This is a genomic window from Rhodococcus sp. D-6 (assembly GCF_040256695.1).
Classification (GTDB): Bacteria; Actinomycetota; Actinomycetes; order Mycobacteriales; family Mycobacteriaceae; genus Rhodococcus; species Rhodococcus pyridinivorans.
In genome coordinates this window covers 1,993,484-2,009,024 of record NZ_CP132970.1, presented here as the reverse complement: position 1 = coordinate 2,009,024, position 15,541 = coordinate 1,993,484, and the positions used below count along the sequence as shown (strand labels likewise).

The window sequence follows — 15,541 nt, the reverse complement described above, 5'->3', positions numbered from 1 at the left end:
GTCTGTCGAACAACAAGTGAGGCGATCCTAACCCGGCGGGGTGACCGAAGGTGAAAACCCGCCGGAAACCGCGCAGGGCAGCCGCTCGAGCGCGCACTATGTGTCCGTGACCCGACCTGACGACGGTCGGCCGGCACGGGCGAAACCGGTGCTGGCCTCCTTGATCCTCGTCGCCGCCGTGGCGAATTCGAACCTCGCCGTCGCGAACGTGGCACTGCCCGACATCGGGAAGGCGTTCGACGCGAGCCAGACCCAGCTCAACCTCGTCGCAGTCGGCTATTCCGTCGGTCTCGCCGCGTCCGTGCTCTACCTCGGTGCCGTCGGCGACCGTTACGGACGCAAGACGATGCTGCTGCTCGGCATGGCGTTGTCGGTTCCCGCCTCGGCGGTCGCCGGGTTCGCGCCGAGCACCGAGGTGCTGTTCGCGGCGCGGGTGCTCGGCGGTCTCTCCGCCGGTCTGGCGTTCCCCACCACCTTGGCCCTGATCACTGCACTGTGGTCGGGCGCAGCCCGCACGCGCGCGATCGCGTTGTGGTCGTCGATCGGTGGTGGCCTGACCGCGCTCGGCCCGCTCGTCGCCGGCACCCTGCTCGAACAGTTCTTCTGGGGTTCGGTTTTCCTGGTGACGATTCCGCTCGCGCTGATCGCTTTCGCCCTGACCTGGATATTCGTGCCCAGTCACGTCAACGAATCGACCGATCCGGTCGATCATCTCGGCGGTGTGGTCTCGATCGTGTTGGTCGGCTCGCTCGTCCTCGGCATCAACTTCGTGCCCGTCGACGGGATGGAGACCATCGCGGTGTCCGCTCTCGTGATCGCTCTCGTCGCGGTGATCCTCTTCGTCATGCGCCAGCTGCGAGCGGCGAACCCCCTGTTCGACCTGCGGGTCGCCCGGCGTCGCGTGTTCTGGGTCGCGGCCGTCGCGGGCATCATCGTGTTCGGCACCCTGATGGGCACGATGTACATCAGTCAGCAGTACCTGCAGAACGTGCTCGGCTACTCGACTCTCGCAGCTGGATCGGCGGCGCTGCCCGCCGCTTTCGTGATGGTGCTGGTGGCGCCGCAGTCGGCGAAACTCGTCGGGTCGCGCGGCTCCCGTTTCACGCTGCTGTCCGGTTACGTGGCGATCGTGGCCGGACTCGTCGTCGCACTGATGCTCTGGGACGAGGACGCGCATTACTGGGTGATCGCCCTCGGATACATGTGTCTCGGAGCCGGTGTCGGTCTCGCCGGTACCCCGGCCTCGCATTCGCTCACCGGCTCGGTGCCGGTCGCCCGTGCCGGGATGGCCTCCGGCACGGCCGATCTGCAACGCGATCTCGGTGGCGCGATCGTCCAGTCGATCCTCGGCGCCCTGCTCACCGCCGGATACTCGGCCTCCCTCGCCGCGACGATCGCGGCGAGTCCTCAGGCCACGGCCGTCGACGAGCAGACCGAGACCGCACTGGAGAAGTCGTTCGCGGGTGCCGTCGGGATCGCCGAGCACTATCCGCAGTACGCGCAGCAGATCATCGAGGCCGCGCGGTCGGCCTTCCTCGACGGCGACACCCGCGCCTACACGGCCGCGATCGCGATCGTGCTGGTCGGAGCGGCGCTGGTGGCCCTTGCGTTCCCCTCACGCTCGGCCGAGATCGCGCTGCTCGAACGGTACGCCGAGGAGGACGGTGACGCGGCGGTCGACTCGTCGGAAAAACCGGCCCACTGAACCCGGATCCTCACGCAGTTCGGGTCGGTCAGGCGGTCAGAACGACTGCGACCAGCGTCCGACGTCACCCCGCTCGAGCGCGACGGCGAGCAGTTCCGGGAAACGGTCGGGCGTGCACGCGAAGGCAGGAACTCCGAGTTCGGCGAGTGCCGCCGCGTTGTCGCGGTCGAAGGACGGCGCCCCGTCGTCGGACAGAGCCAGCAACACCACGACCTGCACACCCGCGGCGAGCATCTCCCGGATGCGCGAGAGCATCTCGGCGCGGATGCCGCCCTCGTACAGATCCGAGATGAGCACGAACAGCGAATCGGCCGGGCGCGTGATCAGCGACCTGCTGTAGGCGATCGCCCGATTGATGTCGGTGCCGCCGCCGAGCTGGGTGCCGAACAGCACGTCCACCGGGTCGGCGAGCTTGTCGGTCAGGTCCACCACCGCGGTGTCGAAGACGACCAACGAGGTGCGCAGTGCCCGCATCGACGCCAGGACCGCCGCGAACACCGACGCGTACACCACGCTCGACGCCATCGACCCGGACTGGTCCACCGCGAGCACCACGTCGCGTTTCACCGCCTGGGAGCGGCGCCCGTAGCCCACCAGCTTCTCGGGCACCACCGTGCGATGCTCCGGCAGGTAGTGGGCCAGGTTCGCGCGGATCGTGCGATCCCAGTCGATGTCGCGGAGTTTCGGGTTCGACGTCCGCGACGACCGGTCGAGCGCACCCGTGACGGCGGCACGGGTGTGCTGCGCGATGCGAGCCTCGATCTCGCGCACGACCTTCTCGACGACCGTCCGTGCCGTCGCCTTGGTGGTCTCCGGCATCACGCGGTTCAGGCTCAGCAACGTGCCCACGAGATGCACGTCCGGTTCGACGGCTTCGAGCATCTCGGGTTCGAGGAGCAGCCGGGTCAACCCGAGCCGATCCACCGCGTCGCGCTGCATCACCTGGACGACGGATGTCGGGAAGTAGGTGCGGATGTCGCCGAGCCAGCGCGCCACCCGGGGCGCGGACGCGCCGAGACCTGCGGTGCGCGGTGCGGTGCCGTCGCCGGGCGCGGTGTCGTACAGCGCGGCGAGCGCGGCGTCCATGGCGCTGTCGTCGGCCGAGGACAGGGAGCCCGTCGAGTCCTCGGCGGCCTCGCCGAGTGCGAGCCGCCAGCGGCGCAAACGTTCGGTGTCTCCGGATTCGGTTGTCATGCCGACACTCCCAGGATCGACGCGGTGGCGGTCAGGGCGATCCGGCCGCGATCCACGGCGGGCGGTGCCTCCGTGCGGCGGGTGCGTTCGCCCCGCACCGTCTGCCCGAGCAGGCGTCGCTCACCGAAGGCGAACGACCCGAAGGTGCGCCGGAGGACGGGCAGGACGTCGACGAAATCGTCGTCGGTGAGACCGCTGATCCACTCGTCGACGAGATCGAACAGTGCGCTGTCGTGGACGAGCAGGAGTCCGCCCCCGCCGAGGAACCCGTCGATCCAGCGCGCCTTCGCGGGTGCCGATGACCCCACCGACAACGCTCGCGCGACCCGCACGGACGCCTCGTACTCGCCGAGTCGGCCGGTGTCGCGCAGCATCCGGGTGGTGCGGCCGACGAGCAGACCGTCGATGTCGTCACGCTCGCTCACCGACGTCAGTGTGTCGAGCCATCGGACGGTCGCGGTCGGGTCCTCACGCAGCGCGAGAGCGAGATGCACGTCGTCGATCGCGGTGCGCAGTGCATCGGCGGCGTCGTGGTCGAGACCGGTGACCGCCGCCGGGAGACCGGCGCACACACGCGCGAGCAGGGCGTCGCAGACATGTTCCAGGGAGGACAGATCGGTGCCCCGCACATCGCCGTAACGGACGGTGCGCACGAGGGTCGGCAGGGCGCTCATCAGGTGCAGCACATCGTGATCGAGTGCAGCCGCCGCGTCGATCGCCGTCACCAGCGACGGGATCGTGGTCCGCAGGTCGGCGAGCAACGCCCGTTCGAGCAGTTCGGTGAGGTCGGCGAGCGCGATCCCGGAACGAGTGGCACGGTCGGCCACTGTGGCGCCCGCTGCGGATTCCACCGTCGTGCCCCACCGCGACGCCTCGACGATCGCCACCGACAACTCCGGTTCCCACCGCAGCGTCCAGGTCTCGCGGAAGGTGCCGGTCGAGCGCACCTCGCTCTCCGCCGGTCTACCCCAGTCGATACCGAGCAGCGCCAGGCGGTGCAGCAGTCGCGACCGGGCGACGTCGATCTCCCGGCGCAGGTCCAGATCGAGATGCCTGGCTTCGGCGGACCGCTTGAGACGCAACGACTTCGCATTCCGCTGCAGGTCGGTGTCGAGCGGGACGGTGGGGGTGTCCTCGGAGACGGAACCGAGTGCCTCACCGACGACGAGCCGGCGGGAGACGAGACCGAGCAGGACGTCGTCGCCGTCGCACAGCACCGACCGCGTCGCCTCGACGACCTCGTCGAGTCCGGCCACCGCGCGACCGCGCAACGCCGCGAGCGTGTCGGCGAGACGTGTCGCCTCGATGATGTGGGCGCTCGAGACGGGTAGATCCTCCTCGCGCAGGACACGGGCCACGCGGGTGAACCAGCGTGCGGTCGTGTCCGCGGGCTGTGTGAACAGGTGGTGGTACCAGCCGGGTGAGGTGATGCCGGCGCCGTAGCCCGACGACAGCGACAACCGGGAGTGGCTCCACGGCACCCACGTGAGGGTGGTCTTGACCTTGGGCATGCCCTTGAGCAGGCGCGCGTCGGGCGCTGCCGGTCCGAGCCGGCCGGTCAGTGCGGGTGCGTGCATCGCTCCGCACACCACGGCGATCGCGCGGGCCCCGGCCTTGACCGTCGCGCGCAGCACCTGCCGCATGTGCGCCTCGCGTCGCGCGGTGTGGTCGTCGATCCCGACGTCCTCGCGCAGCGCGCGCATCGCGTCCGTGATCTCGTCGAAGGCCTGTGCGGTGCCGTGCTCTACCACCGCGTCCCACCACTGCTCGAAGTCGGAGTATCCGCCGGCGCGGGCGAGTATGCCGAGCAGGTTGTCGGTCGCGCGGTCGCCGACCTCGCGCTCCGCGCCGAGCGACATCGACGCCGGAAGGTCGCAGAACCGCACGTCGGCATCGTGCAGGTACGCCCAGCGCAGGGCCTGCCATTCGGGGGAGAAGGCCGCGAACGGCCAGAACGCCGCCCGCGCCGGTTCGTCGCGTGCGTAGGCCAGCAATGCCACCGGCGGCACCATGTCGTCGGCCACGGTGAGCGGGAGCACCGGATCGGCGTCCGACGGACCCTCGATGAGGACGGTGTCGGGTTCGAACTCCGCGAGTGCCTGCAGGACCGCACGCGCCGAACCCGGCCCGTGGTGCCGGATCCCGAAGACCCGGATCTCCGCGGGCGCATCCGCGCGGTCGAAGAGAGCGTCGGTCACCCGGTGATCTCCCGGCACGCCCGGTAGAAGTCGGTCCAGTCGCCGCGTTCTCGGACGACGGCCTCGAGATATTCGTTCCAGACCACCCGATCGGAGACAGGGTCCTTGACCACCGACCCCAGGATTCCGGCCGCAACGTCGGAGGGCCGAAGCACCCCGTCACCGAAGTGCGCCGACAACGCCAGGCCGCCCGTGACCACCGAGATCGCCTCGGCGGTGGACAGCGTGCCCGACGGGGACTTCAGCTTGGTCCGGCCGTCGGTGGTGACGCCGCTGCGCAACTCCCGGAACACCGTGACGACGCGGCGGATCTCCTCCGCGGCCGCAGGCACGGTGGGAAGTTCGAGTGCGGTGCCGAGCTGTTCGACGCGGCGGGTGACGATCGAGACCTCGTCCTCCTCGCTCGCCGGCAACGGCAACACGACGGTGTTGAACCGTCGACGCAGCGCGGACGACAGGTCGTTGACCCCGCGGTCGCGGTCGTTGGCGGTGGCGATGACGTTGAACCCCTTCGTCGCCTGCACCTCGATGCCGAGTTCGGGGACGGGAAGCGTCTTCTCCGACAGGACGGTGATCAGCGCATCCTGCACGTCAGCGGGGATGCGCGTGAGTTCCTCGATCCGTGCCACGGCGCCGTCGCGCATCGCGGTCATGACCGGGGAGGCGACCAGCGCGTCGGCGCTCGGCCCTTCGGCGAGCAACCGCGCGTAGTTCCAGCCGTACCGCACCGACTCCTCGGTCGTACCCGCCGTTCCCTGCACGAGCCGGGTCGACGAACCGCTGATCGCGGCGGCGAGATGCTCCGACACCCAGGTCTTCGCGGTACCCGGCACACCGAGCAGCAACAGTGCCCGGTCGGTCGCCAGGGTCGCCACGGCAACCTCGATCAACCGGCGCGGACCGACGTACTTCGGGGTGATCACGGTGCCGTCGGGCAGTTCGCCGCCGAGCAGATAGGTCACCACCGCCCACGGGGAGAGTTGCCACGACGGCGGGCGCAGCCGGTCGTCGAGTCGCGCGAGCGCCGCGAGTTCGTGCGCGTACTGCTGCTCGGCGTGTGGGCGCAGCAGGTCGGTGCCGGACCCGGCGGTCTCGGACGTGCCCGTCTCGGGCATCGCGGCCTCGTCGGTGCCGACAACTGCAGGGGTCGACTCGAAGTCGGTCAACTCAGCTCCTCGTGGATCGTCTTGCGGAGGGTCAGGGTGTCGGCTGCGCTCGCGAACAGGTGCAGGCGACCGAGATCGTCGGTGCGGTTCGCGGCGTCGGCCAGCAGATCGGCCAGCTCGAACGGTGCCCGGTGGGCGAGCAGCGTCAGGACGTCGCTCACCAGACGGGTGGTCGTCAGCTTCGTGTACAGCGCGGTGAGCACCTTCTCGGCGACATCGCGCGGCCACGGCGCCGGGAGCGCGGCGAGCAACGCGTCGTCGAGAACCGCGGGCGGCGACGCCTCGCGCAGGTGCGTGAGCAGGATGTCGCGAGGTACGACCCGGGCGACCGATGTGTCGCCGGTGCCGTCGCGTCGCAGCAACGCCGCGGCCCATCCGCTGTCGCGTTGCCGGACCGCCGCGCGGCCCCACGCGTCCGTCAGTGCCGTGCGGAGGGCGTCGTCGACGTCGAACTCCGGCAGCACCCCGTCTCCGACGTGCTCGCGCCACACCGACAGCGGAGCGGCCGCGACTGCCGCCACCAGCAGATCGCGGGCCGGACCGTCGGAGAGACCGTCGCGGAGTGCGCTCTCGTCCGGCCGTTCGGGGACGGCGAGGGTGACGGTCGAGCCGTCGACGAGCAGCCATTGCCGCACTCGTTCGGCCATGCGTCGCGCGAACGCGGAGTCGGGGAGGCGGGGAAGAAGGTCGAGCGCGACGGCGCGAACCTTGCGGCTACGGTCGTCGAGGGCGCGCTCGAGCAGGTCTTCGTCGTGCGGGCCGAGACCGACCGCGAGCAGGGCGACGAGCTCGGCCCGCTGGGCGGCGGTCTGCGCACCCCATGACGCCGCGAGCGTGGCTGTCGCCGCGGCCGGATCGTGCGCGCGGAGCACCTCGAACCATCGGCGTCGCCGGGCGGGCGGACCGACGTGCCAGGGCGTGTCGTCGAGCGGGTCGGGTGGCAGCAGATCGGCCCATTCCGGGTGGCGCGCGGCCACCCAGCGCCCGCGGGCGCCGGTGAGAGCGATCAGCCGGTCGCGGTGCACCGCGTCGGTGGTCGCGACGATCAGCAGGTCGACCACGATGTCGTGCGACGCGCGGAGCCGGGCCGCCACCTCGAACCATTCGTCGAGTAGCGGGGAGCGGACGGCGAGCAGCGCGCGCAGGCGTTCGGCAGCCGCGCCGGGCAGGACGGGACGGTCGTCGTCCGGGGCCGGCGACGGCAGCTCGCGGATCACCGGCACGGTCGCGGCGGTGAGGAAGGTCGCCTCCAAGGCGGCAGCGGCGAGCAGTGTCGCGGCGGGGTCTCCGGCGAGTTCGCCCGCGGCACCGGCCGTGTGCAGCGCGCCGAACTCCGGAGCGGAGCGTGCCGTTCCGAGAAGTGCTGCGGCCGTCAGCGATTCGGGCAAGGCGGTCACCAGGTCATCACCTGTCCTCCGGTGAACAGTGAGACGGGAGTGAGAGCGGTTCCGTCCCAGTCGCCGCAGACCGTCACGGGACGGCCTCCCGCGACGGCGTGCAGCCGCCAGCGGCTGTCGTCGTCACCGGCCAGCGGCAGCGCCCGTCCGGACGGGTCGACGACGTACCAGCCGTCCTCGCTGTCGGTGGGAGTGACCGCGTCGAGCAGGACGGGCCAGGTGCGCAACCACGGATCTGCTCCGCGCATGCGGGCGTACTCGTCCAGTGCAGCGTCGAGTCCGGTGGCGGGCAGGGTCGTGAACGGCTCCGTCTCCCCGTGCTGCCGGCCGAGTACGGCTCGCAGTGGGGCCGCGCCGGGGTAGAAGTGCAGATCGGCGTCGACCAGCGAACCGGGGAAGGGGAGGGGCGTGGCGAAACGCGCTGTGCCGTGAGCGAAGTCGAGCAGGATCGCCCAGCGTCCGCTCGACCTCCCCCGAAGCCACGTCTTGCGGGCGAACATCCGGCTCTCCTCGGTGACGCGCACGGCGAGGACCTGCCAGCGGTCGCGCACAGCCGTTTCGGCGCGGACCTCCTCGCTGCGGGTGCCGAAACCGAGATGGGTCTGCAGCGCACGCAGGAGCGGCCTCGGCAGCTCGTCGCGCTGCCGGTACGCCACGGCCATGAGGTGCAGGCGCGCATACTCTTCGAGCAGACTGGCGGGCCAATCGGTTTCGTCGTTCACGACGGCGGCCAGAGCGCGCAGTGCCGACGCCGCGCCGGGAGCCTGGGCATCCACCATGCGGGCAGCGATCGCCTCGTAGATGTCGTAGCCGTGATCCACCGCCCCGAGGCCGTGCCGGATGCGGTCGGTGAGCCAGCGGTCGAGGTCGTCGAGTCCTGCCGCGACCCGCTCGGCGCGACGCCGGGCGGTCGCAGGGTCGGGCGCCTTGACCGGCTCGTCCGCCGGGGCGGGAAGTGTGGTGGACGCGATGCGGGCGGCGAGCCATCCGGTCACGAAGTCGGGCGCCTGCGCGGCCGGCACGGCACCCTCGGACCAGCGCACGAGCAGTGACAGGGCGTGCTTGCAGGGCAGCTTCCGGCTCGGGCACGTGCACGTGTAGGCGGGAGCGCTCGGGTCGATCGCCGTGCGGTACGGCGTGGTGCCGCGTCCGCGGCACAGTCCCCACAGGGCGGTGGTGTCGTGGCCGGTCTCGAGCCATGCGGAGGCGACGCCGCGCGCAGCCGTCATCGAGGACGGATCGGGCGCGACGGCGTTGATCTGCTGGAGGGTCCAGGGGGCGGTCACGAGCGTCGAAGGTAGGAGACGGGTCCGACAGGAACGGCGGGATCAGGATGTCGCACGGGTCTCCAGACGTGCGCGGATGCCGTCGACGAACAACCGCAGACCGAATTCGAACCGGACGGCGGGGTCGCCGTCGAGCAGGTCGTCGTCGGCCTCGGCCGGCTGTTCGGTCGCGACATCGGGGGAGAGAGGTGCGCGCGTGAGCGCACCGAGTTGCTCGAGTTGCGCGCGGGACTGCTCGTCGACGGTGTGGCCGAGCACGTAGTGCAGCAGCGCGTAGCCGGTCAGTTCGGCGTACGCCCGGGACAGACCCGCGCGTTCGGCGGTGGCCACGAAGGCGTCGCGGGCCCGGGAAGTGGTCAGCCGGGAGGCGTAGCTCGAGGCGACGAGTTCGGCGCCGTCGCGATGGGCGAGCAGCGCGGCGCGGAAACGGTGCGCCAGCTCGGAGAGGGCGTCGTCCCAGGCATCGCTCGCGGGCGGCTCGTCGACACCATCGAGGATGCGGTCCGCCATGGCGCCGAGCAGGGTCTGCTTGTTCGGGAAGTGCCAGTACAACGCGCCGGGCTGGACGCCGAGCGACGACGCGAGCTTGCGCATCGTCAGGTCGCCGAGTCCGTACTCGTCGAGGATCGCCATGGCGCCGTCGAGGACGTCGCCGCGTCGCAACTGCACTGCTCTTCTGCTCCCGCTTCTCCTGCTGCCCGCGGCGGTACAGCGCCACCGGGGATCCGACCGAAGGATTCGTGCCTTTGACACTATCGGACGCTTCGCCCTAACCTGAACGCTGTTCAATTGAACGATGTTCAAGTTCTCGCCACCCCAGGAGACGGCAGTGACCCAGGCGCCCGCCCGCACCGACATCCTCGACATCGCTCGCGACCAGGTGCTCCGTCGCGGCATCGGTTTCGACCGCGACCAGACCCTCGAGGTCCTGCAGCTGCCGGACGATCGCATCGACGACCTGCTGGCGGTCGCCCACGACGTGCGCATGGCGTGGTGCGGACCGGAGGTGGAGGTCGAGGGGATCATCAGCCTCAAGACCGGTGGCTGCCCCGAGGACTGCCATTTCTGCTCGCAGTCCGGCCTGTTCGCCTCCCCGGTGCGGGCCGCCCGGCTCGACATCCCGTCGCTCGTCGAGGCCGCGAAGCAGACCGCCAAGACCGGGGCGACCGAGTTCTGCATCGTCGCGGCCGTGCGCGGACCCGACGAACGCCTCCTCGCGCAGGTCGCGGCCGGTATCGAGGCGATCCGCAACGAGGTCGACATCCAGATCGCGTGCTCGCTCGGCATGCTCACCCAGGAACAGGTCGACCGACTCGTCGCGATGGGTGTGCACCGCTACAACCACAACCTCGAGACCGCCCGCTCGCACTTCCCGAATGTCGTCACCACCCACACCTGGGAGGAGCGCTTCGAGACGCTGCGCATGGTCCGCGAGGCGGGTATGGAGGTGTGCTGCGGAGGCATCCTCGGAATGGGTGAAACCGTCGAGCAGCGAGCCGAATTCGCAGCCGACCTCGCGGCGCTCGAACCCGACGAGGTACCGCTGAACTTCCTCAATCCGCGCCCCGGCACCCCTTTCGGGGATCTCGAGGTGCTGCCCGCCACCGAGGCGCTCAAGGCGGTGGCGGCCTTCCGATTGGCGTTGCCGCGCACCATCCTCCGGTTCGCCGGTGGCCGCGAGATCACGCTCGGCGACCTCGGCGCGCAGAAGGGGATCCTCGGCGGGATCAACGCCGTCATCGTCGGCAACTACCTCACCACGCTCGGCCGACCGGCAGAGACCGACCTCGATCTGCTCGGCGAACTCAAGATGCCGATCAAGGCCCTCGGCGAGACGATCTGATGTTCGATCCGTTCACCGGCGAAGCGATCGTCGACGGGACGATCCGAACCCGTTCCACAGCAGTGCAACTCGGGCTCGAACCGCCGCGCTTCTGCGCGCAGTGCGGTCGCCGGATGATCGTCCAGATCGCGCCGGACGGGTGGTGGGCACGGTGCTCGCGCCACGGGACCGTCGACTCGGTGATGAGCGAACAACGCTGACCTACCGTGGCGCGTCTCGGATCGTGCCGGGCCGACTGTGCGACCGATTCGCGAAAGTTACGGCGACCGAACGATGTAGCTTCGTGTGCATACTGAATACTCGACTGCTGCCGTTACGCAACGACCGAGCACAGCTGCGGGCGATGATCGGCGACGACGCGGCCGCCTACGCCGCCGGGACGGCAGATCCACTCGTGCGCCGGTACGCGCACCTGCCCGAACCGGCGTATACGGAAGCGTCCGTCGCAGCGTTGATAGACGGCGAGATTCGGCACGGGCTGGAGCGCGGAGATCTGGCCGTACTGACGATCGCCGATCCGGAGACCGATCGCTTTGCCGGCAGCCTGGTGTTGTTCGACATCGCCGACGAGGAGGCAGAAGTCGGATTCTGGTTGCATCCGCACGGTCGTGGGAAAGGGCTCGCTGCCGATGCACTCGAACTTGCGGCCGAGTTCGCGCGGCGCAGCGGATTACTTCGCCTGACCGCGCGCACCCTCCCCGAGAACGAAGCATCACAGCGCGTGCTCGAGCGGTGTGGTTACATCCGCGGTGACCGAACCCGGACCGTCACTCCGTCGGGGGCGGAAGCCCTCGCCGTGCACTACTCACGGGATCTCGGATGATGCGTGTTGTCGCTGTCTCCCGGGCGGGGCGAGCACGCGGGCCTCTGCGAGGCTCGGAACGCTACGGGAGCTCACGTTCTTCGGCAGGATAGGTCACGATCCCGTCGGAACCCACCGACGGCGTCGCGCCCCACTGTCCCAGTTCGTGCTGTCGCGGCTTCGCGTTGTTGACGAGATGCACGACGGTCCATCCCCGTGCGGCGAGGGTGTTCGCGATCAACAGTCGGTGACAGCGCCACGGCATCGGCTCGCCGCACATGATCGCGACGTGCCGATGCTCGGCCAGTTCGGTAAGGCGCTCCAATCCGGCCTCGAAGTCGTCGGTGAGGGTGTAATCGGCGTAGTTCTTGAAACTCGCGTTCTTCCAGCCCGCGTTGACGGCCGGATCGATGCCCTTCTGCTTCGGCCGCCTGCCGCCGAGTTCGGTGAGGTGCAGATAGCCGATCCCGGCGCTGTCGAGCCAGGAGGGCATCTCGTCGGCGTCGAACTGTGGGCTGCGGCGCGAACCGGGCATCTTCCGTACGTCGACGACGAGTTCGATGTCGGCCGAGGTCAGCGTGTCGAGCAGGACGGACTGCGGACACGTCCAGTGGCCGATGGTCCACAGGACGCGGGTGTCGGCACTCATGCCTCCATCGTGCCATCACGCGTGCGCCAGCCGGCGGCGCAGTTCCCCGGCGCCGTCGCCCTCCAATCGGGACAACCCCGCGCGACGGCCCGAGAGCAGCAGCAGGATCGCGGAGATCGGTCCCCGCACCTCGGGTCCGGAACCGGAGGACCACTCGGCATCGGTTGCGGTGAGACGGAATCCGTCGAGCGGGAGGTCGGCGAAGACACGGGCCTTCCCGGTGCCGCGGGTGGACCACAACCGAGTGGCGCCCGCTGTTGCGGCGTCCGGCGGCATCGGCAGGTCGCGCTGCAGGGGTATCGCGATGTCCTGGCCGTGGACGAGCAGATCGACCATCGTCTCGAGCGGGGTGATGCCCACATTGTGCCGGCGGGAGCCGATCATTCCCCGGAGATCGGCGATCAACTCGGCCGTCGGCTGTCGGGCGCGGTGCCGGGAGGACTCACGGATGATCGTGTTCACGCCACCGGGATGACGCAGCGCCATCCGAACGAGGTCGACCACGGTGAGCTGCTGTAGCGTGAGGTGGGCCGCGACGTCGCGCACGGTCCAGCCCTCGCACAGCGACGGCCGGCTCCACTCGTCGTCGGTCAGTTGCTCCAGCAGATCGGCGGTGCGTACGCGCTGCTCGTCGATCGCGTTCCAGATGTCGTCGACGTTCATGGGATCACCCGACCTGTGCTCCGCCCGACACACGATCCACCCATTCTAGATCGCGGATCGTGCCCCACCCGAGGATTCCGGTGCCGGTACGGCGTCCTCCGCGGCACGGCTCACCGACTCCCACTCGAGCCAGGTGGCAATCTTCTCCCGGGTGGCGGCCACGGCCGCATCCAGGACGGCGCTGCCCAGGACGATGCGTCGCGGCGGTCGGTCGGCATCGACGACCTCGAGCAGTGCCCGCGCGGCCAGGGCGGGGTGGCTGTCGATGCTCGTGGACGCGCTCTGCTTTTCGATCTCGGCTCGCAGCGAGTCGTAGTCCGATCGCGGAGCGCTCACCGTCATGGTGGTATAGAGGTCGGTCCAGTAGCCGCCCGGCTCGACGATCGTGACGTCGATGCCGAAATGCGCGGCCTCGAGAGCCAGGGCTTCACTGAGTCCTTCGAGGGCGAACTTGCTCGCGCTGTACAGCCCTGTGCCGGGCCCGCTCAGTACGCCCCCGATGCTCGAGATCTGCACGAGATGCCCGCGCCCTCGGCTCCGGAAGGCCGCCATGGCGGCCTGGCTGACCCACATCGCTCCGAAGAAGTTCGTCTCGAACTGTGCACGCGCCTGCTCCTCGGTGAACTCCTCGACGAATCCGTAGGCCATGGTGCCCGCGTTGTCGACGACGATGTCGAGGCCTCCGAAATGCTCGCGGGCGGTGTCGAAAGCGGCGAACACCGCCGTGCGGTCGGTGACGTCGGCCGGGAGTCGGAGGAGACGTTCCGGATCCCGGGGGAGATCGGCCGATTCGATCGATCGGGAGACGGCCACGACGTTGTCGCCTCTCGACAGCGCCGCACGGGCGAACTCCCTGCCCAGGCCGCGGCTCGCGCCGGTGATCAACCAGGTGCGGGGACGGACGCCGGGGGTGGTGGGGGACGCGGTCGTCGGTTGGGCCTTCAATGCATATCTCCTGAGTGAGACGAGACGGTCCGTCTCGTTCATTCGAGGATGACCCTCCGAAGGGCGCCTGTCAAGACGCAACGTCTCGTCTCGATGAGATATCGTCGTCCCATGCCCCCACGCCCCGAAACCGGACACTCCCGGCGGAACCCCGCCTCGCGGAAAGCGATCCTCGATGCCGCTTTCGGCCTGGTCGCCGAGGTCGGCTACTCGAAACTCGGTATCGAGGCGATCGCCGCCCGGGCCGGCGTGGGAAAGCAGACGATCTATCGCTGGTGGCCGTCGAAGGGAGCCGTGCTCCTCGACGCGTATCTGGCACACACGCAGGGCGATGCCGGAGACGAGGCCGCGCTGCCCGACACCGGCGACCTCCGCGCGGACCTCGTCGCGGTGCTGCAGGCCACCGTGGCGGAGCTGCGTGATCCGACGTTCGCCGTCCCCCTGCGAGCGTTGACCGTGGCGGTACTCGAAGACCCCGAACTCGCAGCGGAATACGAACACCGCCTCGACGCGCCGATGCGGGAGATGAAGAAGGCCAGGCTCCGGGCCGCGCAGAGTGCGGGGCAACTGCCGGACGACCTCGATCTCGATGTCGCCGTGGACATGTTGTTCGCGCCTGTCGCTCAGAAGTGGTCGACCGCCGGCGAGCCCCCGTCGGACGGCTATGTCCGCACACTGGTCGAGACCGTTCTCTCCGGCCTGACGCGCTCGGCCGAGGGCGACCGGTCCGCCGATCTGTAACGTACGACTCCTCTTGTCCGACACACACGTCGGAATCACATGACGATCAGGGGAGGGGCAGCATGGGTTCGGTCGATGTTCTGGAATGGATCCGCGAAGGTTATCTGGCGGGCGACCCGCTGCGCTCGGCGCTGTTCGTCGGGTCGGCCTTCCTGGCGATGCCGCTGCAGTTGCTCGAGGTCATCATGGGACGGCCTTTCTGATCTCCTCCGGGAGGTTCACACCGGCGGTCGCAGGGCGGCGAATTCGTCCGTCACGCGCAGCCTGGAATCGGTGAAGCGGTAGAGCGCCGGGGGGCGACCTCCCGCTTTGCCGGACGGTGCGGTGTTGCCGGTGCGGGTGAGCACGTTCCGGCGCGCCAGCACCCGTTGGAGATTGGTGGCATCCACCTCGTAACCCAATGCAGCGCAATAGATGTCGCGCAGCGTGGACATCGAGAACTCCGCCGGTGCGAGGCCGAATGCGATGTTCGTGTACGACAGCTTCGCGGCAAGGCGCGCATGGGCGTTCGCCACCATCACCCCGTGGTCGAAGGACATCGCGGGAAGGTCCGAGACCGGATGCCAGGCCGTATCGGACGGCAGCTGGGGATCCGAGGTGAGGGGGATCAGACCGAGATAGGTCGACGCGATCGTGCGCGGTCCCGGCACCCGATCCGGGTCGGAGAAGACCGACAGCTGTTCGAGGTGCGCGACCTTGCGGACGTCGACCTTCTCCGCCAGTTGCCGCCTCGCCGACGTCGTGAGGTCCTCGTCGTTGCGTAGTTGGCCGCCGGGGAGCGACCACGTGCCGACCTGCGGATCGAGGGCCCGCTGCCACAGCAGCACCCCGAGTTCGGGCTCCTCGCGGAGGGCTCCCGAGGCGTCCGGGAAGCGGCGAACCTGGAACACGGCGATGAGCACTTCGTGGCGGGTGTTACCATGTGTCATGTTTTCGATCCTAAGTCGAAAAC

General features: G+C 69.5%; 16 protein-coding genes. 6 read left to right on the top strand and 10 right to left on the bottom strand.

What is annotated here, in order from left to right:
- Positions 1-106: 106 nt before the first annotated feature.
- A complete protein-coding gene (locus tag RBB84_RS09470; RefSeq protein ID WP_033097688.1) occupies positions 107-1,705 on the top strand; it encodes an MFS transporter in 1,599 nt (532 codons plus the stop codon).
- A 36-nt stretch (positions 1,706-1,741) separates the two neighbouring features.
- Here RBB84_RS09470 and RBB84_RS09465 read toward each other — a convergent pair whose 3' ends face one another.
- The 6 genes from RBB84_RS09465 to RBB84_RS09440 are packed head-to-tail and all read right to left on the bottom strand — an operon-like array spanning position 1,742 to position 9,615.
- Complete coding sequence (locus RBB84_RS09465) at positions 1,742-2,899, bottom strand: VWA domain-containing protein (RefSeq protein ID WP_033097627.1); 1,158 nt, start codon at positions 2,897-2,899, stop codon at positions 1,742-1,744.
- Positions 2,896-5,097, bottom strand: coding sequence for a DUF5682 family protein (locus RBB84_RS09460; RefSeq protein WP_033097628.1), 2,202 nt, complete (start codon positions 5,095-5,097; stop codon positions 2,896-2,898). The genes RBB84_RS09465 and RBB84_RS09460 overlap by 4 nt, the downstream gene beginning before the upstream one ends.
- Positions 5,094-6,212: an AAA family ATPase gene (locus tag RBB84_RS09455; RefSeq protein WP_033097689.1), complete on the bottom strand. Its 1,119-nt coding sequence runs from the start codon at positions 6,210-6,212 to the stop codon at positions 5,094-5,096. The genes RBB84_RS09460 and RBB84_RS09455 overlap by 4 nt, the downstream gene beginning before the upstream one ends.
- A gap of 47 nt (positions 6,213-6,259) precedes the next feature.
- The gene (locus RBB84_RS09450) at positions 6,260-7,660 is read right to left on the bottom strand and encodes a DUF5691 domain-containing protein (RefSeq protein WP_033097629.1); all 1,401 of its coding nucleotides are present in this window, start codon (positions 7,658-7,660) and stop codon (positions 6,260-6,262) included.
- The gene (locus RBB84_RS09445) at positions 7,657-8,946 is read right to left on the bottom strand and encodes an SWIM zinc finger family protein (protein ID WP_033097630.1); all 1,290 of its coding nucleotides are present in this window, start codon (positions 8,944-8,946) and stop codon (positions 7,657-7,659) included. The genes RBB84_RS09450 and RBB84_RS09445 overlap by 4 nt, the downstream gene beginning before the upstream one ends.
- Positions 8,947-8,988: 42 nt before the next feature.
- Positions 8,989-9,615 (bottom strand): TetR/AcrR family transcriptional regulator C-terminal domain-containing protein, encoded by a 627-nt coding sequence (locus tag RBB84_RS09440; RefSeq protein ID WP_006554093.1) that lies wholly within the window; start codon positions 9,613-9,615, stop codon positions 8,989-8,991.
- Positions 9,616-9,775: 160 nt separating this feature from the next.
- On the opposite strand from RBB84_RS09440, the gene bioB reads away from it, so the two are divergent.
- The 3 genes from bioB (at position 9,776) to RBB84_RS09425 (ending at position 11,612) form a co-directional block, all read left to right on the top strand.
- The gene (bioB, locus tag RBB84_RS09435) at positions 9,776-10,789 is read left to right on the top strand and encodes a biotin synthase BioB (protein ID WP_019289721.1); all 1,014 of its coding nucleotides are present in this window, start codon (positions 9,776-9,778) and stop codon (positions 10,787-10,789) included.
- Positions 10,789-10,989: a hypothetical protein gene (locus tag RBB84_RS09430; RefSeq protein ID WP_006554091.1), complete on the top strand. Its 201-nt coding sequence runs from the start codon at positions 10,789-10,791 to the stop codon at positions 10,987-10,989. The genes bioB and RBB84_RS09430 overlap by 1 nt, the downstream gene beginning before the upstream one ends.
- Before the next feature lie 83 nt (positions 10,990-11,072).
- Positions 11,073-11,612 (top strand): GNAT family protein, encoded by a 540-nt coding sequence (locus RBB84_RS09425; protein WP_231911915.1) that lies wholly within the window; start codon positions 11,073-11,075, stop codon positions 11,610-11,612.
- Positions 11,613-11,673: 61 nt separating this feature from the next.
- Here RBB84_RS09425 and RBB84_RS09420 read toward each other — a convergent pair whose 3' ends face one another.
- The 3 genes from RBB84_RS09420 to RBB84_RS09410 are packed head-to-tail and all read right to left on the bottom strand — an operon-like array spanning position 11,674 to position 13,890.
- Positions 11,674-12,240, bottom strand: coding sequence for a DUF488 domain-containing protein (locus RBB84_RS09420; RefSeq protein ID WP_006554089.1), 567 nt, complete (start codon positions 12,238-12,240; stop codon positions 11,674-11,676).
- 15 nt (positions 12,241-12,255) lie between these two features.
- Positions 12,256-12,903, bottom strand: coding sequence for a maleylpyruvate isomerase family mycothiol-dependent enzyme (locus tag RBB84_RS09415; RefSeq protein ID WP_006554088.1), 648 nt, complete (start codon positions 12,901-12,903; stop codon positions 12,256-12,258).
- A 45-nt stretch (positions 12,904-12,948) separates the two neighbouring features.
- Entirely contained in the window at positions 12,949-13,890 is a 942-nt protein-coding gene (locus RBB84_RS09410) for an SDR family NAD(P)-dependent oxidoreductase (RefSeq protein ID WP_257605825.1), read from the bottom strand.
- 69 nt (positions 13,891-13,959) lie between these two features.
- Here RBB84_RS09410 and RBB84_RS09405 point away from each other — a divergent pair, with 69 nt between their 5' ends.
- The gene (locus RBB84_RS09405; protein WP_033097631.1) at positions 13,960-14,589 is read left to right on the top strand and encodes a TetR/AcrR family transcriptional regulator; all 630 of its coding nucleotides are present in this window, start codon (positions 13,960-13,962) and stop codon (positions 14,587-14,589) included.
- A gap of 62 nt (positions 14,590-14,651) precedes the next feature.
- On the top strand, positions 14,652-14,792 hold the full coding sequence (locus tag RBB84_RS09400; protein WP_197481773.1) for a hypothetical protein: 141 nt from the start codon (positions 14,652-14,654) through the stop codon (positions 14,790-14,792).
- Between the two features lie 15 nt (positions 14,793-14,807).
- Here RBB84_RS09400 and RBB84_RS09395 read toward each other — a convergent pair whose 3' ends face one another.
- Complete coding sequence (locus tag RBB84_RS09395; protein ID WP_033097632.1) at positions 14,808-15,518, bottom strand: NUDIX domain-containing protein; 711 nt, start codon at positions 15,516-15,518, stop codon at positions 14,808-14,810.
- Positions 15,519-15,541 lie beyond the last annotated feature (23 nt).

Excerpts from the sequence above, each read along its gene's own strand:
- RBB84_RS09405 (WP_033097631.1), top strand. The coding sequence starts at position 13,960 with ATGCCCCCACGCCCCGAAACCGGACACTCCCGGCGGAACCCCGCCTCG.
- RBB84_RS09395 (WP_033097632.1), bottom strand. The coding sequence starts at position 15,518 with ATGACACATGGTAACACCCGCCACGAAGTGCTCATCGCCGTGTTCCAG.
- RBB84_RS09400 (WP_197481773.1), top strand. The coding sequence starts at position 14,652 with ATGGGTTCGGTCGATGTTCTGGAATGGATCCGCGAAGGTTATCTGGCG.
- RBB84_RS09430 (WP_006554091.1), top strand. The coding sequence starts at position 10,789 with ATGTTCGATCCGTTCACCGGCGAAGCGATCGTCGACGGGACGATCCGA.
- RBB84_RS09420 (WP_006554089.1), bottom strand. The coding sequence starts at position 12,240 with ATGAGTGCCGACACCCGCGTCCTGTGGACCATCGGCCACTGGACGTGT.
- RBB84_RS09410 (WP_257605825.1), bottom strand. The coding sequence starts at position 13,890 with ATGAACGAGACGGACCGTCTCGTCTCACTCAGGAGATATGCATTGAAG.
- RBB84_RS09415 (WP_006554088.1), bottom strand. The coding sequence starts at position 12,903 with ATGAACGTCGACGACATCTGGAACGCGATCGACGAGCAGCGCGTACGC.
- RBB84_RS09465 (WP_033097627.1), bottom strand. The coding sequence starts at position 2,899 with ATGACAACCGAATCCGGAGACACCGAACGTTTGCGCCGCTGGCGGCTC.
- RBB84_RS09455 (WP_033097689.1), bottom strand. The coding sequence starts at position 6,212 with ATGCCCGAGACGGGCACGTCCGAGACCGCCGGGTCCGGCACCGACCTG.